Origin of the sequence: Acinetobacter sp. YH12208 (genome assembly GCF_013418055.1) — a bacterium.
GTDB lineage: Bacteria > Pseudomonadota > Gammaproteobacteria > Pseudomonadales > Moraxellaceae > Acinetobacter > Acinetobacter pseudolwoffii.
This window is the reverse complement of record NZ_VPCT01000003.1, coordinates 96,370-117,049: the sequence shown is the minus strand read 5'-3', so window position 1 is coordinate 117,049 and position 20,680 is coordinate 96,370. Positions and strand designations below refer to the sequence as shown.

Below are 20,680 nucleotides of genomic sequence, written 5' to 3'. Positions count from 1 at the left end.
GTGACAACAATCCCTAGAAGCACCCAGAGTAATGTGTCGATATATGTGCGGATTTTTTGTCCCATCGCACAAAGCCCGTGAAATTTATTCACGAAAAAGCATTTGATAAAATGGGCGGCTATTTATACCATAGTCACACACAAATTTCCAAAAGTTTTTAGAGATCATGAACAACACTTACCAAGCGCCACGTCGACTTATCAAAACCCCTGACGAAATTGAAAAAATGCGTGTGGCAGGGCGACTGGCGGCAGAAGTATTGGATATGATCAAACCGCATATTGTTCCAGGTGTTACTACGCTAGAACTTGATACGATTTGTCATGACTATATTGTTAACCAACAACAAGCCATTCCAGCCTGCTTAGGTTATGGTGCAGCACCAGGTCGGCCTGCTTTCCAGCATGTGATTTGCACTTCTGTGAATCATGTGGTGTGTCACGGCATTCCATCGGATAGCAAAAAATTGAAAAAAGGTGACATTCTGAATATCGATGTCACTGTGATTAAAGATGGCTATCATGGCGATACCAACATGATGTACATCGTCGGTGGTGAAACGTCTATTCTTGCTAACCGTCTATGTAAAGTAGCGCAAGAAGCCATGTACCGGGGTATTGAAACTGTAAAACCAGGGTCAACCATTGGTGATATTGGCCACGTGATTCAAAAATATGTCGAATCTGAACGTTTTGGTGTGGTACGTGAATATTGTGGTCATGGAATTGGCACGACTTTCCATGACGAACCGCAAGTATTGCATTACGGCCAGCCAGATACCGGGATGATTTTAGAAGAAGGCATGACTTTTACCATTGAGCCTATGGTGAATGGTGGCGACTGGAAAACCAAATTACTGGGTGATAAATGGACGGTGGTCACCAAAGACCATTCATTGTCAGCACAGTATGAACATACCCTGCTCGTCACTAAAACAGGGGTTGAAATCTTAACCGCGCGTCCGGATGAAGATCTGTCACGCTTTAATAAATAAGTACCAAGACAACACCACAAAATGGTCACTATAAAGTGGCCATTTTTAGTTTATATTGACTGGCTTATGGAGGTTTACTGGATAACTCAAGCCTTTTAACTGTTGTCCCTTGGCATCGGAGTTCAAGATAAAGCTCTGCAAGTACACCATTTTTTCCTCAAAGTTTTCCAAATTCTTTTGCCCCATGCCTCGCATTTTAAGCTAAGATAATGTGCTTTTTATTTTTTAATCCCTATAAGAAGGAATACTGCCGTGGACGTACGTCTCTCTGATCGTGTAAATGCCATCAAACCGTCCCCAACGCTTGCTGTGACCAACAAAGCTGCTGAATTAAAAGCTGCAGGTCATAATGTTATTGGTTTGGGCGCAGGTGAGCCAGATTTTGATACACCGCAACACATCAAAGATGCAGCAATTGCAGCGATTAACAACGGTTTCACCAAATACACCGCTGTTGACGGTACGCCAGGTCTTAAAAAAGCCATTATTGCTAAATTGAAACGTGACAATCACCTAGACTACGCAGCAAACCAGATTCTGGTTTCTTGTGGTGGTAAACAATCATTCTTTAACCTGTCTTTGGCTTTGTTGAACAAAGGTGATGAAGTCATCATTCCTGCACCTTTCTGGGTTAGCTACCCGGATATGGTGATCATCGCTGAAGGCGTACCTGTGATTGTGAAATGTGGTGAAGAACAGCGTTTCAAAATCACACCTGAACAACTAGAAGCTGCCATCACCGACAAAACGCGTTTAGTGGTATTGAACAGTCCATCTAACCCGACTGGCATGATCTACACCAAAGAAGAACTTCTTGCTTTGGCTGAGGTACTGCGTAAATACCCTGAAGTATTCATCGCGTCTGATGACATGTATGAACCGATTCGTTGGGAAGATGAGTTCTATAACATCGCCACTGTTGCACCAGACCTGTATGACCGCACGATCGTGTTAAACGGTGTATCTAAAGCCTATGCAATGACTGGCTGGCGTATTGGCTATGCAGCGGGCCCTGCCAAACTGATCGGTGCGATGAAAAAAATCCAGTCACAATCTACTTCTAACCCAACTTCTATTTCACAAGTTGCTGCCGAAGCTGCATTGAATGGTCCTCAAGATGTTCTTGAGCCAATGATTGAAGCATTCAAACGTCGTCATGACCTGGTTGTGAAAGGCTTGAATGACATCAATGGTATTTCTTGCTTACCTGCGGATGGTGCATTCTATGCATACGCAAACATCAAGCCGTTGATTCGTGCCAAAGGTTTGAAATCTTGCACAGAATTCTCTGCTTGGTTACTGGAAGAAACTGGCGTTGCCGTTGTTCCTGGCGATGCATTCGGTCTAGGCGGTTTCATGCGTATTTCTTATGCAACTGCGGATGAAGTGTTGGTTGATGCACTTGCGCGCATCAAGAAAGCTGCTGATTCAATCGAAGGCGTTGACGCCGCAATTGCTTCAATCGAAGCTGAAAAAGCTGCACAATAATCAATTCGCTTGATTTAAAAACCCGCGTTGATCGCGGGTTTTTTTATACCATTCCAAGATGCTTTTGATAACGTATTTTAAGCAGATCAAACAAATGATCGCAGCCAAATTCTTATCCTACATATCGTATTAAAAGTAATTATTTTAAACAAAATAACTTTTAACCCTCCAAGATAACAATTACCTTCGGCAACATCTCATTAAAAAATATGTCACTTGCTATTATTGATGTTTCACTTTTAAATAAAATCGAAACAGCTAAAGAATAATCACAGGAAAAGCAGAATGAATCCAAAAGAAATGAACGGTTTGGCCTTATTACAAGCGATGCGAGATGGGAAAATTCCCGCTCCAAGCATTAGCGAAACCATGTCGATGCAACCTGCCGTTATCCAAAGCGGATACGTAGAATTTAAAGTCAAAGCCGATCACCGGCATTTAAATCCGCTTGGTGGCGTGCATGGTGGTTTTGCAGCAACTGTTTTAGACACGGTGACAGGCTGTGCGATTCATACTTTACTCGAAGCAGAGGTCGGTTATGGCACGATTGATCTGAATGTTAAAATGTGCCGACCAATTCCTCGAGATCAGCAGCTTAAAGCGACCGGACAATCAATTAACCTCAGTAAAAATCTGGGTATTGCTGAAGGTCGGATTCTGGATGAAGAAGGCCGTTTATATGCCCATGCCACTGCGACCTGTATGATTATTCGCCCTGAATAACCAAGAGAACCTATGGCCAGCATTCAATCGATGACCTAAGCAATATTGCCCTTCGTCTGTCCGGCTTGAACACAGGCGATCTGTGGTCGGCTTAAGCCCTGAAACTCAAAATAATGCTTGGACACATTGGCCAGCTCTACATCTTGTATTTGCGCTGTCGATGCCTGCCAAGCTTTGGATTGATTGGTACCGGTCAAAAGATTACCTGAAATGGCATAGATATATAATTCTTTGCTTTGCTCTTTCAGATAATCGGCATTCAAAAACACTTCAAAGCTAAATTGACGTTCAGTTTCTACCAACCATTTTTCTGCAAACCACAATTGCAGCAAATCACCTAGATACAAGGATTTTTGCGCCAAGGGCCATAGCTTGATATGAGCATCTGTAACAGGAATATAATACTGTGCTGGATCTGCAATAATCTGCAGATAGTTTTCTTGATAATAAGTGAGTTGAGAGAAAATTTGAGGGATGCTGAGCGTATTCATTCGCTGTCTCCGGTTTAGCCATTTTTGTGCTGGCAAGTAGGTTTAAATCCACACTGTTTGACCATTTGGTCAAACGACTTTATGGTTTTAATCTAGCAAGTGAAATTTATTCTGACAAGTATTTTTCGTAAAATTTATGCAATTGTCTAAATTAAAAACAGACAGGCTGAATTTGTTATAAATATGACAGTTTTTGCTTGACCCCTGTCAAAATCCCTCTATAATCGCTTTCAGATTCTCCAATAGCTCAGTCGGTAGAGCGACGGACTGTTAATCCGCAGGTCCCTGGTTCGAGCCCAGGTTGGAGAGCCAAATACTAAAAAGCCCACTCATAACGAAGTGGGCTTTTTTTCGTTTAATATTTTATAAAACAAGCCTGAATGATTTCAGGCTCGTTTTGGCTTAATCCATTACATTAAAAGCCAAGGTATATTTATAACGCTTTAAATCATTCTTTTTTATTTCGAAAGGCTGCTGATAATCAATTTTCATTAAGTACAGGCCTTTTTCCTGCATATTAAAGTTGAGTAACCCTTGCGCATCTGTTGTGAGCGCTTTATAGATTTTTTTATCACGACTAAAATCTGTCGTTTGTGCCAAAATCTCAACGTTTAAATTCGCAACTCCTTTTTTATCATCCAGTACTTTTAATTGAATCGCTTGAGATTTTTTAAATGCATTTGGATGCGTGATAAATTGAACATCAAAGCCAGCATGGATATGCTGAATGACCTGATTCGACGTCACACGCCGTGAGACAAAGGTTTCAATAATATCGATAGTCTGCACAGTTTTCTGTGGCATGTTTTTCTTCAGCGCTTGCTGATAAATCACATTTTGATTGGCGGCTTGATTGGCTTTTGGAACAGCACTTAGAACCATTTTCCATTTTTGAGCAACCTGTGCATACTTTAGGCTATTCCCCTGTTTCTCGCCACGAATCCGATAGGTACCCTCTTGTTTATTTTCCAGACTATAACTACTTAGGGTTTGTGTTTTGGTCCATGCATCATCTGCAAGATAAATCTTTTGGCCTGTAGGCGTATGATAATGAAACTTAAAGTTTTTAATCGCCACTTCCGAGGCAAATGGATTGTCATAAAAGCCAGATACAATCGCAGTGTGATTGTTAAAAGTTTGATAACTTAGTGGGGCAACATAAGGATAGTGTGCAAAGGCTGTACTGCTGATCACTCCAAAGATCAAAAAAGGCATGACTTTTACCAGCTTATTCATTATTTCATCATCGTTATTAAGAAATCTGCTGTATTTTATGGATTAAGTCTGTAGATGTAAATAATTCTCATTTATATATTTGCTCTGGATATAAAAAATCCCCCATGAACGGAGGATTTTTAAATGTTCACTGCAATTAAGCCGCTTGAGCCGGAACACCGCTATGGAAACGGAAAGTGTCATCTGGTGTCAGAATCAGCTGCTTTTCAACGTTACGAATATGATCAATCCGGCTTTGAATATCCTCTTGCGGATTTTTCAATTTTGCCGTGGTCGCCACATCCATCGCCAAAGCCAGATAGTCCTCAAAGTGACGAGATTCAGACTTAAGCAAGTAACGGTAATAACGTGCCAACTCATCATCCACACGCGAAGCCAGCGCGTAGAAACGCTCACAAGAGCGTGCTTCCACAAAAGCACCAATCACCAAGACATCAATCAAGGCTTCAGGTTCAAAAGTCCGGATTTCTTTGCGCAAGCCACCGGCATAACGTCCCGCACTTAAGTTCTGCCAGGCCTGTCCACGTTTGTTCATCAGTTCAAGCACTTGTTCATAATGCAGCATTTCTTCACGCACTAACTGCGCAAGCTTCACCTGTAAATCAACAAAGTAACTATAGCGAAACATCAGATTCATGGCCGTGCTGGCTGCTTTTTTTTCACAGTTGGCATGATCTTGCATCAAGATTTCAAGATTTTCGACCGCCACATCCAGCCATGCCTTGGGCGTTTCACACCCCAAGAAAGCAATCACCGGCTGCATCAGTTCATCATAATTAATATTCGACATAACGATTCTGATCTTAACGTGCTGACTTAATCACAGCTTTCATTTGCTGAACGGCTTGTGCCAGACCTACAAATACAGCATCTGCAATTAATGAGTGACCAATATTAAGTTCATGAATTTGTGGAATCGCCGCAATTGGCGTTACATTATCCAGGTTCAAACCATGGCCTGCATTCACTACCAGACCTTTCGATGCGGCATATTCAGCGCCTTTAATAATGCGCTCAAGCTCAGCCTGCTGGGCTTCAGGCGTTTCTGCATCGGCATAAGCACCGGTATGAATCTCGATGGTCGGTGCACCACAAGCAACTGCTGCATCAATTTGGGCAAAATCAGCATCAATAAACAAAGACACATCACAACCAATCGCTGCCAGTTCTTGCGTAGCTGCTTTGACTGATTCGAAATGAGTCACCACATCCAGACCACCTTCAGTGGTGACTTCCTGACGTTTTTCAGGGACAAAACAGACATGATGCGGTTTAATTTCCTTGGCAAAAGCGACCATCTCATCTGTCACCGCCAGCTCGAGGTTCATACGGGTTTTCAGTGCAGGACGCATACGACGCACATCTTCATCCTGAATGTGACGACGGTCTTCACGCAAGTGCAAGGTAATGCCCTCTGCCCCGGCCTGCTCACAGATCAATGCAGCATTGACTGGGTCTGGGTACGTTGTACCACGTGCTTGTCTTAATGTTGCGACATGGTCAATATTGACACCAAGTAATGCAGCCATAATCTTTTCCTAACTACGTTTGAGATTGAGAGTTTTGAATCCAGAGTTGCCGACTTTTTAATGGTCGATCACCCAATAAGGCCGTGATCACCTGTCGATACAGTTTCGTCAACAATTGTAACTGTTCCGGATTAAAATCCCCACCATTTTCATGATCTAGCATACTTAAAATCTGCTGACCTGACATGGTAGAGCGTAATGCTTTGGCCGATGGCATAAAACCGGCATTGAGCTGAAAATAATAGTGTTGTAACGGATCAATCTGCGCCTGATTGGCATCTAGGGAAAAATCCAGACCATAACCGAGTTCTTCCAGCAAGATATGTTCAAATTGCCGCAAAATCTGTTTTAAGTATAAATTAGGATTAGATTGTTCTGATAATTGCTGCAATGCAGTTAATGTCTCTGCATATTTGGCAAAGGTTTGCGGCATTTCCACTTCTAGAGGGCACAAACGTAACAGAACTTCATTCAGGTAAAAGCCTGAAAAAAAGGCATCGCCAAAAAAGAAAATCGGCTGATTGACAATTTCCAGCTTGGTAAAGTTTTTGAGTTCTGATTTTCCGGTGGCTTGCAAACTGATGGGCTGATATTGCGGCGGCGGTGTTTGCCGGAGAATGCCATCCATACGACCGTATTCCTGAGTAAATAAATGCACAATATGGCTGCGCTCACGGTACTTACGATGATGAATCAAATAACCATGCAGTACTTCGTTACGCATAAGCGGACACTTTAATCCTTATCTTTTTTTGATTTTTTATCATCGTCGTCATCTCCATCCGGGATGACTGCGCCCACAACAGCCGCAGTGCCTTTGACTGCGACTTTTGTGGTTTTATAAGCCACCTTGACAGGAACCGTGACCACTTTATGGATACAGCCTTGCAAGAATAAAACACATGCAAGCACTGCCAACACTTTCATCATCACGAAATTCCTTAAAGGGGCTTATTAATTTTATAACTTAGATATCGCTATAACCTAAGCTTTTCAATGCACGTTCATCATCAGACCAGCCGCCTTTGACTTTCACCCAAAGGGTCAGCATGATTTTCTGTTCGAACATTTTTTCCATGTCGAGACGTGCATCCATACCGATTTTTTTCAGCTTAACGCCTTTCTCACCAATCACAATGGCTTTTTGGCTTGGACGATCGACAAAAATCGTAGCATCAATATAGGTACAGGCCGGCTTCATACGACCAGTCTTTTCATTCATCACTGGCTGTTCAGTTTTGAATGATTCAATCTGCACGGTTAAATCATATGGCAGTTCTTCACCCAGCTGACGCATAATCTTTTCACGAATAATTTCAGAAGCCAGGAAACGCTCTGAACGGTCAGTTAGTTGATCCAGGGAGTACAATGGCGGCTGGAACGGCAGATACTTGGCAATCGTGTCACGTAAATGCTCAAGATTGGCACCACGAAGTGCAGAAACAGGTACGATTTCCGCAAAGTTCATCAGCTTTTCGCGCTCACGAATCAGTGGTAAAGCTTCGTTCTTGTTCTCAAAAGTATCTAATTTGTTGATCACCAGAATCACCGGCATTTCAGCGTTTTTCAGCTTTTCCAGTACCAGATCATCATTCGGCGTCCACTTCTGTGCATCCACCACAAACAAAACCAGATTCACATCACGTAAAGCCGAATGGGCAGCACGGTTCATCATTTTATTGATGGCACGTACTTCCTTTTTATGCATCCCCGGCGTATCCACGAATACCGCCTGAGACTTTTCACGCGAATCAATCCCGACAATTTTATGCCGTGTAGTTTGCGGTTTACGTGAGGTAATTGAGAGTTTCTGACCCAAAATATGGTTCATTAAGGTAGATTTACCCACATTCGGGCGACCTACAATAGCGACAAAACCACTGCGATAATCCGACGGAATTTCGGTGCCTTGTGCGCTAAAAAATTGATTTACCAGGTCGTGACTGTCGCTTTGCGACTCGTGATCAGCATCAATGTGATCGGAATGAGTAGTCATTAAGACTTATGCTCCAAAAGTTTTAAAATATCTGCCGCAACGGCTTGTTCAGCAAAACGTCGGCTGGCGCCTTCACCTTGCATGGTCGGTAATCCCTCAATCTCACATTCCACTTTAAAATGCTGATTAGGGGCATCACCTTGAATATCTACAACCTCGTAAACTGGGAGAGGTTTCTTACGTGCTTGTAGATACTCTTGTAAACGTGATTTAGGGTCTTTAAGCTGATCGGTCGGCTCAATATGATCCAAATACGGTTCATACCATTTTAACACAATCGGTTCTAACACAGTGAGATCAGCGCAATCCACATAGATTGCGCCAATAATGGCTTCTACAGTATCTGCCAGTATAGACTCGCGATGATGACCGCCAGATTTCAATTCACCGGTACTGAGAATTAAATTCTGACTGAGTTTTAAATCATTGGCGATTTTCCCCAATGCTTCCTGTCGAACCAAGGTGGCACGCATACGCGTCAGCCGGCCTTCGTTTTCGCTTGGGTAGGCAGTGAAGAGATAATTCGCAATGATCATCCCTAAAAGAGAATCGCCTAGAAATTCTAGGCGTTCATAGTTTTGTTTATGACTGACTGAACGATGGGTCAGTGCCAGCTTGAGCAGTTCAGCTTGTTTAAACTGATAACCGATCCGTCTGGCAAGACGTTCATCATTGAGTTTTGACTGCGCTTTGATCAAAATTTTTCTCAAACTTCATCACTAAATCGATATTCATTATGAAATTTTTACGAATTTCATAATTCTTGTGTACCTGCAAACCATCGGTATGGGTAACTTTGGCAATTTCATCAAACTTCAGATCGCGAATATTATTCATTGATAAACGCTGATTCATCTGCTGACGGAATTTTTCTGGTGTTATATTGGCTGGCGCACTTTTTAACAGCGCCTCAATCTCACCATCGACCATACGATCATCAAAGTAGGGTCCCCACACTGCAATCGCTACTTTGGCTAGAAATGCAAACCCCACGATTGCAAATAAAATCCCAATATACGAAGCACCTTGTTGATGTCTCATTTTTTATTTTCCTGATTGAAACAATTAATCGATTGTCCCGTTGCGACCAAACGATGGCAATTTAAAGCCAGGTTCTTTATGCATCCAGATATAGAATGCACGACCTGTTAAGTTTTCTTCCGGAACAAGCCCCCAGAAACGGCTGTCAGCACTCTGATCGCGATTATCCCCCATCGCAAAGTAATGACCTTCTGGCACCTTTACTTCCCAATATAAACCATTTTCACTTGAATATTTACCATTTTCCACAAAGTTAATATAAGGCGCCTGACGTGCGACATTAACCCCTTCCAGCTCACGCATGGTAAAGCTATGCTGACCTAAAGTTTCTTTATGATAAATGGCATTGGGTGTATCCAGACGATCTTTTTCACGGCTAAATTCCACTGGAACTTTCGCTACTTGTTCACCATTGATGCTCAACTGACCATGATCATAGACAATATGATCACCGGGTAAACCAATAATACGCTTGATATAACTAATGGTCGGTTGTGGTGGATAACGGAATACTGCCACATCGCCACGCTCTGGACTGCCAGTATCAATAATTTTAGTGTTGACCATAGGCAGTTTCACGCCATAGTCAAATTTATTCACCAGAATAAAATCCCCAGTTTCCAGGGTTGGCACCATTGAATCCGATGGAATATTAAACGGTTCAAACAAGAACGAACGCAGCACCAGTACAATCGTCAGTACTGGCCAAAAGTCATAAGCCCAGGTAATGATAAAATTTTCATTGCCCTTGCCGCGAGTTTGTCTTTGTTTCAGGACAAACTTGTCAAGCAACCACAGTGCGACAAAAAACAGCGTCGCAGGAACAAGAATCAAATTAAAATCAAAATCCATGGGCTTATATCCTTATTCTTCTAGCGTTCGACTTTTAACACAGCGAGGAACGCTTCTTGCGGGATTTCGACACTACCCACCTGCTTCATGCGTTTCTTACCTTCTTTCTGTTTAGACAGAAGTTTTTTCTTACGTGACACGTCACCACCATAACATTTAGCCAATACGTTTTTACGCATGGCTTTTACAGTGGAACGTGCAATGATTTGCGCACCAATTGCCGCCTGAATTGCCACATCAAACATTTGACGCGGAATCAGGTCTTTCATTTTTTCCACCAGCGCAATACCACGATGACGCGCGTCATTACGGTGACAGATCATTGCCAGAGCATCGACTTTTTCCCCATTGATCAGCACATCCACTTTTACCAATGAAGAGCTTTCGAAACGGACAAAGTTATAGTCGAGGGATGCAAAACCACGTGAACAAGACTTCAATTTATCGAAGAAATCCATGACCACTTCTGCCATTGGAATTTCAAAAGTAATCGACACCTGATTGCCGAGGAATTTCATGTCTTTTTGTATGCCACGGCGCTCGATACACAAGGTCATGACATTACCCAGATATTCTTGCGGTACTAAAATATGACATTCGGCAATCGGTTCACGTAAATCTTCTACGGTTGAACCATCCGGCATTTTAGACGGGCTGTCGATATAAATCGTCTGGCCATTTTTCATCACCGCTTCATAAATTACGGTGGGCGCAGAAGAAATCAGATCAAGATCATACTCGCGCTCTAAACGCTCTTGTACAATCTCCATGTGTAGCATGCCCAAGAAGCCACAGCGGAAACCAAAACCGAGTGCATCCGAACTTTCCGGTTCAAAGAACAAGGCCGAGTCATTAATTTGCAGTTTATGTAAAGCTTCACGAAACGGTTCAAAGTCACTGGCATCAATCGGGAATAAACCGGCATAAACCTGCGGTTTTACTTTTTTAAAGCCCGGTAGGGTTGCAACTTCAGGTGTGGTTGCCAAGGTAATGGTATCACCCACCGGCGCACCGAAAATATCTTTAATACCGGCAATCACAAAGCCGACTTCGCCTGCTTCCAACATACCTGTTTCAGTATGTTTCGGGTTAAAGATCCCCACAGAAGTAATGATGTGCGTTTGACCTGTTGATTTCATCAACATCTTGTCGCCTTTACGCACACGACCCTGCTTTACACGTACCAGAGAAACTACCCCAAGGTAGTTGTCAAACCATGAATCTACAATCAGGGCTTGCAACGGCGCTTCGCGATCACCGACCGGTGCCGGAATCACATTCACCAGGGTTTCTAAAACATTTTCAATGCCCAGACCGGTTTTGGCTGAACATGTCGGTGCTTCTGTCGCTTCAATGCCGATAATTTCTTCAATCTCGTGAATCACACGCTCAGGTTCAGCTTGCGGCAAATCGATCTTGTTCAGTACGGGCAGTACTTCCAGACCTTGCTCAATCGCGGTATAGCAGTTGGCGACAGACTGTGCTTCCACACCTTGCGCCGCATCAACGACTAATAAAGCACCTTCACAGGCTGCGAGCGAGCGCGACACTTCATACGAGAAGTCAACGTGTCCCGGCGTATCAATAAAGTTCAGCTGATAAACTTCACCATTTGGATGGGTATAGTTTAGCGTCACCGAAGTGGCTTTAATGGTAATCCCACGTTCGCGCTCAAGCTCCATAGAATCGAGGACTTGAGCCTGCATTTCACGATCTTGCAAACCGCCACAGGTCTGAATAAAGCGATCTGCGAGGGTCGATTTACCGTGGTCAATATGCGCAATAATCGAGAAGTTACGAATGTTTTTAATATCAACAGATTTTTTAGCTTGCGCCATGGGTTACCTTGAGAAAAAACGCGCTATGTAATTTAAAAATATTACATAACAAAAGCCGAATAGAAATTGCGAAGGATTATAGCAGAATGGTGATCTAGAAAAAGAATTATATTTTTAGCTTTGTCCACTCTGCCAAAATACCTGTCCAGCGATCTCAAGCTCAATCACTGCAATGAAAATTTGAAAATCACACCATGTTTTTGCTAAACCTGATTGAAATATCTAACTCTGTGCCAAAGAAGTGAGCGCTTATTGATCTAGATACACTATTGAAAAATCATAAGGATTGATCTGATCAGAAAGAGGTTGATAGGCTTGGGTAAAGGTAGGCGACATGCGTTTAGGACGCCCAGTGGCCATTTCAATACAGGCCCACTGCGTACTACCTGTAAATAACAGGTTTTGATCCTGTGGTCGATAAAATGCATATTGGCGAAATGAATACAGTGCATTGATATCGTTCAACCAGGTTCGCAAAATAATTTCATCGCCCTCGAAAGCAGCCTTACGATATTGCACCTGATGCTCAACTGCCACCATGGCATGTTTCAGTTCCACATATTCCTTTAACCCCAATCCCAATTTTTCAATATGGGCTGTGGCGACCTCCTGCATCCACTGTACATAGACCACATTATTGACATGGCCCAAGCCATCGATATGTTCAGCTTGCACCTTTAACGCAAGATCAAAAATAGCTGTCACTTTTCTCTTATCCTTTCCATTATTTTCAACTGAATAGAGTCTACTGAATTTATAGGCTGGGTAAATTGCAAATAATAAAAAACCGCCCATCAAAAGCGGTTTTTTATATTTAAAAATCTGAATAGAATTAGATACGCATTCCGACAATCGCACGCTGCCCTTGGCGCATGAGCGTAACGCGTGCCACATTGCCCTTCTTCAACTCAGAAACTTCTTGTACAAATTGCTCTGCGTTCAATACTGCCTTGTTATTAATATGCGTCACCACATCGTTTGGCATGATACGCGCCTGTGCGGCAATGCCACCTGAACGAACATCCTGAATCATGACCCCGCCTTTGATCTCCAGTCGATCCTTTTCTAGCGAACTTAAATCACGAATAGCCACACCAATTACAGGTCCTTTGCTCGGCTGCGCCTGTGCTCCGGTTTTTGCAGGGGTATCATCCGGTGCGGTACTTAAGGTTGCTGAAATATTACGGCGCTTATCATCACGTAAAACCTCCAGCTGTACCTGTTGCTGAGGTGCAGTACGGTTGAGATAGTTTAATAATTCACTGGTGCGTGAAATCGCAGTGCCGTTATATTTTAAAATCACGTCACTGACACGTAGACCGGCACGTGCGGCGGGTGAATTTGGTGCAACCTGAGTAATTAAGGAGCCTTCAGGCTTAGAAAGGTTGTAAGACTCTGCCAGATTACGGTCGATATCCTGCAAGCTGACCCCCAGATAGGAACGGGTCACTTTACCATTCTTTTTCAGCTGCTCTGCCACTTCCATGGCCACATCAATCGGAATCGAGAAGGAGAGCCCCATATAACCGCCGGTTCCACTGAAGATCCGCGAGTTCACCCCGACTACTTCACCATGCTGGTTAAATAAAGGCCCACCAGAGTTACCCGGGTTGAGGGCCACGTCTGTCTGGATAAAAGGCACTGCTGTTTCACCCATCATGTTGCGCATTTTGGCACTGACGATTCCGGCAGAGGCCGAATAATCAAAACCAAATGGCGAACCAATCGCGAGCACAGGCTCACCGACACGTAAGCGGCCTACATCCCCGGTACGCAATTCTGGAAAATTCGAACCTGTGACCTTAAGTAAAGCTACGTCGGTACGTGCATCACTTCCCACCACAGTGGCATCAATTTCACGGCGATCATTCAGGGTAATGGTGACTTTAGATGCATCCTCAACCACATGATGGTTGGTCAGCAGATAGCCATCTTTACTGATAAAAAATGCACTGCCATAGCCGGTTTTTTCCTGTGGCATGCGCTGCTGCGGGATAATCACCTGATTGCCAAAGAAGCGACGCAGAATTTCCGGAACTTGTTGTTGTAAGAGTTCTTCTTCGCTCATTTTTTTAACGACATTGACACTGACCACGGCAGGACTGACCTGCTCGACCAGATTTGAAAAATCAACCGGTGTGACAGCCTGCAACTGTGCAGCACTCATGGTCAGGGTCGCTGCAAATAATCCTTTTTTTAAGTCTAGAATTTTCATATAAATTATTCACTCAAATTGTTGATAAATTTATGTAAATAGGTTTTATCACAAACATTGTAAAGTTTAAGTAACAATATGTTTCAATGCTTCACGCTGGACAATATCTCATCATTAAAACACTAAGTTAAGGCTTTGATTAATTTTTTTCATTAATAAATGAGCGTTTCAACGCTTGCCTTTTGCACAAAAAAGCGCTGTTATTACCAAACTTTTTTTTAAATTAGCTGATGGACATGTCTAATTCATCCCTTACCCATCAATTTGACGTCATTATTGTGGGCAGTGGCGGTGCCGGTTTAAGTTTAGCCTTATCGCTCCCGGACCATTTTAATATTGCAGTTTTAGCGAAATCCACCCTGACAGATGCCAGCACCTTTTATGCGCAAGGCGGTGTTGCTGCAGTACTCGATGAAATGGATTCGATTGAACAGCATATTGATGACACCATGATTGCAGGTGCACAGCTATGTGAAATGGACGCAGTCAAACAGACGGTAGAAGGGGGCAAACCATCAGTTGATTTTCTGCTAAAACACGGTGTGCAATTTACCCTGGATGAACAGGAACAGTTGCATCTCACCCGTGAAGGCGGCCATTCACAGCGCCGGATTATTCATGCCGCAGATGCCACAGGTCGTGCAATTTCGACTACTTTGGTACAACGCGCCCAAGAAAAATCAAATATCACTATTTTTGAAAATTATATTGCGATTGATCTGATCTGTTCACATAAACTTGGCCTAGACGGTGAAAACCGCGCGCTAGGTTTATATGTGCTGGATGAAAAAAATGAAAAAGTACATACTTTTTTAGCGCCCTTTACCGCCCTTGCCTGTGGCGGTGCCATGAAAGCCTATCTTTATACATCAAATCCGGATATTGCCACAGGTGACGGCATTGCCATGGCCTATCGTGCCGGCTGCCGGGTGGCTAACATGGAATTTAACCAGTTCCATCCGACCTGTCTCTATCATCCACAAGCGCGCTCCTTCCTCATCACTGAAGCAATGCGCGGCGAAGGGGCTTATCTGCGTCTGCCCGATGGCGAACGCTTTATGCTGCGTTTTGACGAGCGCGCCGAACTTGCACCACGCGATATTGTCGCACGCGCAATCGACTATGAAATTAAGCGCTTGGGTATTCGGCATGTCTGGCTGGATATTACCCATAAGGATGAAAGCTTTGTTAGAGAACATTTTCCTACGCTTTATGCCCGCCTGCTGGAACTGGGTATTGATATCACCAAAGATATGATTCCAGTGGTACCTGCAGCCCATTACACCTGTGGTGGCGTTGTGGTCGATGAACATAGCCAGACTGATATCGCAGGTCTATATGCAATTGGGGAAACCTCTTATACTGGTCTGCACGGTGCTAACCGAATGGCCAGTAACTCACTTTTAGAATGCTTTGTGTATGGCATGAGTGCAGCCAAGCATATCGAATCTCATTTCAATGCTGACTATGCCTTTCCGCCCGTACCCATCTGGGATGACTCACAGGTAACCAATCCGGATGAAGATGTGGTGATTCTTCAAAACTGGGATGAGCTACGTCAGACCATGTGGAACTATGTCGGTATTGTGCGCAGCACCAAACGTCTGGAACGCGCCTTGCATCGTATTGAAATGCTGAAAAAAGAAATCACCGAGTATTACCAAGATTATCAGGTCAGCAAAAACCTGATCGAGCTTCGCAATCTGGTGCTGGTCTCAGAAATGATTGTGCGCTGTGCCATGCAGCGTAAAGAATCTCGTGGCCTGCATTTCACGCTGGACTATCCGGAATTATTGCCTGAATTACGCAAGACCATTCTAAATCCGGTGAATTTTGAAGTAGAAACACCCTTGGTCAATATTTAGATTATTGGGGAGATATGATTTTTAAATCATATCTCCCTGTCTTTTAGCGCTCACTTACTTAATTAAGCTTAGGCTATTTATATCACTGAACTTCTATTCTTCAGGTGTTTAGTGTTGAGGTGGAATGGCATAAGTCGCAGTAACATGCGCCACTGGCTCATCAAGGTCTACTGAATAAATCCAGACTTCCCCGACAATCAGAACTTTACCGACTTTAATAAGCTTGCACTCTCCTCGCAAATCCGTGCCACCTGAAGGTTTACGGAGAAAATTGATATTCAGATTGGTGGTGACAGCCAAACCCACCAGGCCAATTTCGCCCAGAATAGCGACATATAAGGCAAGATCGGCCAAGGTCATCATGGTTGGGCCAGAAACAGTACCACCCGGACGCAACTCTTGTGCGCTAACCTGATACAGCAAAGTTGCGCCGCGTGGAACAACGGCTTCGATCCTACATTTTTCTAGGCTTTGTGGAAATTCTTGTTGTAAAAATTGTTGGATTTCGGTTTTGGTCGTTTTCATCTTATTAAAAAAATCTTCTATATTGCCTTCAATATAGAAGATTTTTCACACATTCACCTAGTGAAAATTAAAATAAACAGGATTTCAATTTAAACCAGACTTCAAATAACTTAAAGCCTGCTCGAATACCTGCTCCGGTGTACGGGTTGCATCCAGACGTTTGATCCGTTCCGGATGACGCTGCCACAACGTTTCATAGCCGGCTCTTACTTTCTCAAAGAAAGTGACTTTCTCTTGTTCAAAGCGATCCAGTGCGCCACGCGCGCGTGCCCGGTTCATTCCCAGTTCAATCGGTGCTTCTAACCAGAAGGTGATGTCCGGCATACGTGCCACAAAGTGATCATTTAATAACTGCAGCTTTGTTTCACTGAGTCCACGACCTGCACATTGATAGGCAAAGCTGGCATCAGTAAAACGGTCACAGAGTACAATTTTTCCGGCTGCTAAGGCTGGCAGAATGACTTGTGCCAAATGCTGGGCACGCGCCGCATACATCAATAGTAATTCGGTATCATGCGCCATCGCTTCTTCATGATTCACAGCCAGAAGTAGTGCACGGATCTGCTCGGCCATCGGCGTACCACCCGGCTCGCGCGTAAGCATCACATCTTTGCCTTGGGCCATAAAATCGTCATAGATCGAACGAATGAGTGTGGTTTTACCTACACCTTCTGTGCCTTCAAAGCTAATAAACATACTCATTCCTTATTCTTCGAGCGTAAAATGGTCAGATACTCCTGCACTGCTTTATTGTGATCATTCAGATTGGTCGTAAACGTATGTCCGCCATTGCCCGTGGCGACAAAATAAAGGTTGTCAGAATTATCCGGATGCATGGCTGCTTCAATGGCTTTCTTACTTGGCAGTGCAATTGGCGTTGGCGGCAAACCAGACATGGTATAGGTGTTATACGGCGTCGGCGTACGTAAATCCTTGCGGGTAATATTGCCATTATAGGCATCGCCCATTCCATAAATCACGGTAGGATCGGTCTGTAAACGCATGCCAATTTTTAAACGGCGCACGAACACTCCAGAAACCTGTTCTAGCTCACTATCCACACTGGTTTCTTTTTCAATGATCGACGCCATGATCAGCGCTTCATATTTATTCTGATAGGGCAGATCAGTCACGCGTTTTTCCCAGGCCTGATCCAGTGCCTTCATCTGGCGCTGATACAGATTGGTTAAAATTTTACGGTCAGTTTCACCTTTAGCAAAGAAGTATGTATCCGGTGCAAACAGACCTTCAGGATGTGAAAATGGAATATTGAGCTCTTTAAGGAGTTGTGCCGTTGGCAAATGTGACACTTCTTTGGTCACCAGATCATCTTTCTTCAAAGCATCAATCAGCTGTTTGAATGTGGTTCCTTCAATCACCAAAATCCGGTTCATCTGGGCATTTTCAGCATTGGAGATCATATCCAGAACCTGACGAATACTCATGCCCTGGCGCACTTCATATACGCCAGCTTTCATGGTGTCATGAATCAGGATGCGCTGATAAAGCTTGAGAATAATCGGGAAACTGACCTGTTTTCCTTTGGCCAGACGGTCAATAAAACCAGAATAGGTTTCCCCTGACCCAATCGCCAGCAGCTGTTTTTGTCCGTCTACAGGATAGTCTTTCCACAAACTACTTTTTAAGACCAGTACCAAAATCAAGGCAAGTCCAATCAGGACGAAGGCAATTCCTTTGAAAAGTGACGAAAATTTGGCTGTATTGTTCTTTTTGGCTTTAGACTTGGAAGCTGACATATTAAGACATCTGATTTAATCGAAGACGGTTAAAAAGTTCAATACAAGCATCGCCATCCAGGGATCGCTGCTCAAATTGAGTGACAATTTTCATCGGGTTTAGCGCATTACAAAAAAACAGACTCTGAATATGGGCTATTTCCTCCATATCGATGTAACGTTGCTGACAGGCAATTCCCTGATCTTGCATCCGTTGTAGAATTTCTGCACGCATCACCCCAAAGACGCCATTATAACGAAGTTCCGGCGTAATCCATGTATTGTTTATACAAATGAAACAATTACTGCTCACCCCTTCGACAACCCCGCCCTGTACATCTGTCACCAGTGCCTCAGACCAACCGCGCTGATCCGCCTCCTGCTTGAGCAAAACCTGCTCCAGGCGATTCAAGGTTTTTAGTCCGACCAGACCCGGCATGGTCAATCCCAGTGCCTGCTGTAATACCCCACTTTGGATCTGTTCATACTTTAAATCATGTAGGGCTTGAGGATAATAAAATACCCACAGATCCGCCGGATGCTCTGGCAAACTATAGCCCCGCTCGCCGACTCCACGACTCAGCACGATCTTTAATGTTCCATTCAGCTGACTTTCTGATTCACGTAAAAGTTCCAAACTTTCTGCAATCAGAGCTAAATCAGCATGCAAACTTAATTTTTGATTACTGAGCTGCAAACGTGCCAGATGACGATCATATAATTCCACCCGGTCCTGTCGAATCCGGGCCGTGCTAAAACAGCCATCACCATAATGAAAGGCCCGATCGAGTACTTCTATCTCACTGACATGTTTCGCATTTTTCAAACAGAGCATATTTTATTGCCTCTCAAATCAACAATTGAGTACTGAGAGATAAGCTCCATCGATTTATCTCTTTTACTCACATCAAATGCATTTTTAATTATTTTTTATGCAAAATATCTCCAGCTATTCTTGCCTTATCCAACAAAAGCTAAAAAAATTGAGGCAAAAATGAATATTGGTAAATTAAAAATTGGGGTATTGGCTGCACTGGTTTCGGCCACTGCTTTCAGTGTGTCTGCAAAAGATTTCCTGAACGTGTCTTATGACCCAACCCGCGAATTATATGACAATTTTAATAAGGAATTCAGCGCATACTGGAAAAAAACCACGGGTCAGGACGTGAACTATAAACAGTCGCATGGCGGTTCAGGTAAACAGGCCCGTGCTGTGATTGATGGTCTGGATGCAGACGTCGTGACCCTCGCGCTAGCGGCCGACATTGATGAAATTGCAGCGAGAGGTCTGCTGCCTAAAGACTGGCAGAAACAATTCCCGCAAAACTCGACCCCCTATACCTCCACCATCGTCTTTCTGGTCAAAAAAGGCAATCCAAAAGGGATTAAAGATTGGGGCGATCTGGTGAAGCCTGGGGTAGAAATTATTACGCCAAACCCGAAAACTTCTGGCGGTGCACGCTGGAACTATCTGGCGGCATGGGCATGGGCCAAACATCAACCTGGTGGCAATGACAGCAAAGCACAAGATTTTGTGCGTCAAATTTATAAACAGACCAAAGTGCTGGACTCAGGCGCACGTGGAGCCACCACCACTTTTGCTGAGCGCGGGATCGGTGATGTATTACTGGCTTGGGAAAATGAAGCCCATCTCGCTACTCGTGAACAGCCGGGTAAATTTGAAATCATCACGCCAAGTCTGTCAATTTTGGCCGAGCCACCGGTGGCAATTGTAGAGAAAAACGCCAAGAAAGATGGCAATGAAAACCTGGCCAAAGCTTATTTGAATTATCTGTATTCTCCTGCGGGGCAAACTGTGGCTGCGAAGAATTTCTATCGTCCACGTAATAGCGAAGTATTAAAGAAATATAGCAGCGTATTTAAACCTTTAAAGTTAGTCACCATCGACAAAGAATTTGGTGGCTGGACCAAGGTACAAAAAGCACATTTCGATAATAGCGGGATCTTTGATCAAATTGTAAAGGCAAATCATACGAAATAATGAGGCAGTCCAGCAGAAACAATGGCCTTTATTGATAAGGCCATTCTCATTTCAATAACTTCAGCTCTGTCTTATCTTTTTTTTTCATATAAAATTCGTTTTTATTTATTTTTTACGCATAAAGAATAGGTTTATTCTGCAGCTATGTT

At 43.5% G+C, this 20,680-nt stretch carries 22 protein-coding genes and 1 tRNA gene; 6 read left to right on the top strand and 17 right to left on the bottom strand.

The window, feature by feature from the left end; genetic code table 11:
* Nucleotides 1-166 precede the first annotated feature (166 nt).
* The 3 genes from map to FTU95_RS04840 all read left to right on the top strand — a co-directional run bounded on the left by map (nucleotide 167) and on the right by FTU95_RS04840 (nucleotide 3,205).
* Nucleotides 167-994, top strand: a complete 828-nt coding sequence (map, locus tag FTU95_RS04850) for a type I methionyl aminopeptidase (protein ID WP_005097535.1) — start codon at nucleotides 167-169, stop codon at nucleotides 992-994.
* A 252-nt stretch (nucleotides 995-1,246) separates the two neighbouring features.
* Nucleotides 1,247-2,482: a pyridoxal phosphate-dependent aminotransferase gene (locus FTU95_RS04845; RefSeq protein ID WP_005097537.1), complete on the top strand. Its 1,236-nt coding sequence runs from the start codon at nucleotides 1,247-1,249 to the stop codon at nucleotides 2,480-2,482.
* 285 nt (nucleotides 2,483-2,767) lie between these two features.
* The gene (locus FTU95_RS04840; RefSeq protein ID WP_005097538.1) at nucleotides 2,768-3,205 is read left to right on the top strand and encodes a PaaI family thioesterase; all 438 of its coding nucleotides are present in this window, start codon (nucleotides 2,768-2,770) and stop codon (nucleotides 3,203-3,205) included.
* Nucleotides 3,206-3,240: 35 nt separating this feature from the next.
* On the opposite strand, the gene FTU95_RS04835 is transcribed toward FTU95_RS04840, so the two are convergent.
* Nucleotides 3,241-3,696 carry a hypothetical protein gene (locus FTU95_RS04835; RefSeq protein ID WP_100329035.1) on the bottom strand — a complete coding sequence of 152 codons (456 nt, stop codon included), beginning with the start codon at nucleotides 3,694-3,696 and terminating at the stop codon, nucleotides 3,241-3,243.
* A 236-nt stretch (nucleotides 3,697-3,932) separates the two neighbouring features.
* Between FTU95_RS04835 and FTU95_RS04830 the strand changes: the two genes are divergently transcribed.
* Nucleotides 3,933-4,008, top strand: a tRNA-Asn gene (locus tag FTU95_RS04830).
* A 90-nt stretch (nucleotides 4,009-4,098) separates the two neighbouring features.
* On the opposite strand, the gene FTU95_RS04825 is transcribed toward FTU95_RS04830, so the two are convergent.
* From FTU95_RS04825 to FTU95_RS04770, 12 genes are all read right to left on the bottom strand, one after another.
* On the bottom strand, nucleotides 4,099-4,932 hold the full coding sequence (locus FTU95_RS04825; RefSeq protein ID WP_180077740.1) for a DUF4198 domain-containing protein: 834 nt from the start codon (nucleotides 4,930-4,932) through the stop codon (nucleotides 4,099-4,101).
* A gap of 136 nt (nucleotides 4,933-5,068) precedes the next feature.
* Complete coding sequence (locus FTU95_RS04820) at nucleotides 5,069-5,722, bottom strand: tRNA-(ms[2]io[6]A)-hydroxylase (protein ID WP_005097541.1); 654 nt, start codon at nucleotides 5,720-5,722, stop codon at nucleotides 5,069-5,071.
* 13 nt (nucleotides 5,723-5,735) lie between these two features.
* Nucleotides 5,736-6,461, bottom strand: a complete 726-nt coding sequence (gene pdxJ, locus FTU95_RS04815; RefSeq protein WP_005170127.1) for a pyridoxine 5'-phosphate synthase — start codon at nucleotides 6,459-6,461, stop codon at nucleotides 5,736-5,738.
* Nucleotides 6,462-6,474: 13 nt separating this feature from the next.
* Nucleotides 6,475-7,185 carry a DNA repair protein RecO gene (locus tag FTU95_RS04810; RefSeq protein ID WP_180076428.1) on the bottom strand — a complete coding sequence of 237 codons (711 nt, stop codon included), beginning with the start codon at nucleotides 7,183-7,185 and terminating at the stop codon, nucleotides 6,475-6,477.
* Between the two features lie 11 nt (nucleotides 7,186-7,196).
* Nucleotides 7,197-7,391, bottom strand: a complete 195-nt coding sequence (locus tag FTU95_RS04805; RefSeq protein WP_005097547.1) for an NF038104 family lipoprotein — start codon at nucleotides 7,389-7,391, stop codon at nucleotides 7,197-7,199.
* A gap of 37 nt (nucleotides 7,392-7,428) precedes the next feature.
* Nucleotides 7,429-8,457 carry a GTPase Era gene (gene era / locus FTU95_RS04800; protein ID WP_005097549.1) on the bottom strand — a complete coding sequence of 343 codons (1,029 nt, stop codon included), beginning with the start codon at nucleotides 8,455-8,457 and terminating at the stop codon, nucleotides 7,429-7,431.
* Nucleotides 8,457-9,155, bottom strand: a complete 699-nt coding sequence (gene rnc / locus FTU95_RS04795; RefSeq protein WP_159138197.1) for a ribonuclease III — start codon at nucleotides 9,153-9,155, stop codon at nucleotides 8,457-8,459. The genes era and rnc overlap by 1 nt, the downstream gene beginning before the upstream one ends.
* Nucleotides 9,127-9,498 (bottom strand): DUF4845 domain-containing protein, encoded by a 372-nt coding sequence (locus tag FTU95_RS04790; RefSeq protein WP_100329039.1) that lies wholly within the window; start codon nucleotides 9,496-9,498, stop codon nucleotides 9,127-9,129. The genes rnc and FTU95_RS04790 overlap by 29 nt, the downstream gene beginning before the upstream one ends.
* Before the next feature lie 24 nt (nucleotides 9,499-9,522).
* Nucleotides 9,523-10,350, bottom strand: a complete 828-nt coding sequence (gene lepB / locus FTU95_RS04785; RefSeq protein WP_005097555.1) for a signal peptidase I — start codon at nucleotides 10,348-10,350, stop codon at nucleotides 9,523-9,525.
* Between the two features lie 20 nt (nucleotides 10,351-10,370).
* Nucleotides 10,371-12,188 carry a translation elongation factor 4 gene (gene lepA, locus FTU95_RS04780; RefSeq protein WP_005097556.1) on the bottom strand — a complete coding sequence of 606 codons (1,818 nt, stop codon included), beginning with the start codon at nucleotides 12,186-12,188 and terminating at the stop codon, nucleotides 10,371-10,373.
* Nucleotides 12,189-12,437: 249 nt separating this feature from the next.
* Nucleotides 12,438-12,893, bottom strand: a complete 456-nt coding sequence (locus FTU95_RS04775) for a thioesterase family protein (RefSeq protein WP_100355707.1) — start codon at nucleotides 12,891-12,893, stop codon at nucleotides 12,438-12,440.
* A 127-nt stretch (nucleotides 12,894-13,020) separates the two neighbouring features.
* Nucleotides 13,021-14,403, bottom strand: coding sequence for a Do family serine endopeptidase (locus FTU95_RS04770; RefSeq protein WP_180077738.1), 1,383 nt, complete (start codon nucleotides 14,401-14,403; stop codon nucleotides 13,021-13,023).
* A gap of 236 nt (nucleotides 14,404-14,639) precedes the next feature.
* Between FTU95_RS04770 and nadB the strand changes: the two genes are divergently transcribed.
* Complete coding sequence (nadB, locus tag FTU95_RS04765) at nucleotides 14,640-16,268, top strand: L-aspartate oxidase (RefSeq protein WP_005097560.1); 1,629 nt, start codon at nucleotides 14,640-14,642, stop codon at nucleotides 16,266-16,268.
* Nucleotides 16,269-16,376: 108 nt separating this feature from the next.
* Here the strand turns inward: nadB and FTU95_RS04760 are convergent, their stop codons facing one another.
* The 4 genes from FTU95_RS04760 to pabC all read right to left on the bottom strand — a co-directional run bounded on the left by FTU95_RS04760 (nucleotide 16,377) and on the right by pabC (nucleotide 19,364).
* Nucleotides 16,377-16,793, bottom strand: coding sequence for a PaaI family thioesterase (locus FTU95_RS04760; protein ID WP_005097561.1), 417 nt, complete (start codon nucleotides 16,791-16,793; stop codon nucleotides 16,377-16,379).
* Between the two features lie 84 nt (nucleotides 16,794-16,877).
* A complete protein-coding gene (tmk, locus tag FTU95_RS04755) occupies nucleotides 16,878-17,489 on the bottom strand; it encodes a dTMP kinase (protein WP_074383333.1) in 612 nt (203 codons plus the stop codon).
* 2 nt (nucleotides 17,490-17,491) lie between these two features.
* The gene (gene mltG / locus FTU95_RS04750; protein WP_100329040.1) at nucleotides 17,492-18,550 is read right to left on the bottom strand and encodes an endolytic transglycosylase MltG; all 1,059 of its coding nucleotides are present in this window, start codon (nucleotides 18,548-18,550) and stop codon (nucleotides 17,492-17,494) included.
* A gap of 1 nt (nucleotide 18,551) precedes the next feature.
* Nucleotides 18,552-19,364, bottom strand: a complete 813-nt coding sequence (gene pabC, locus FTU95_RS04745; RefSeq protein WP_005097565.1) for an aminodeoxychorismate lyase — start codon at nucleotides 19,362-19,364, stop codon at nucleotides 18,552-18,554.
* Nucleotides 19,365-19,523: 159 nt separating this feature from the next.
* Here pabC and FTU95_RS04740 point away from each other — a divergent pair, with 159 nt between their 5' ends.
* Entirely contained in the window at nucleotides 19,524-20,531 is a 1,008-nt protein-coding gene (locus tag FTU95_RS04740; protein WP_180077736.1) for a sulfate ABC transporter substrate-binding protein, read from the top strand.
* Nucleotides 20,532-20,680: the final 149 nt, after the last annotated feature.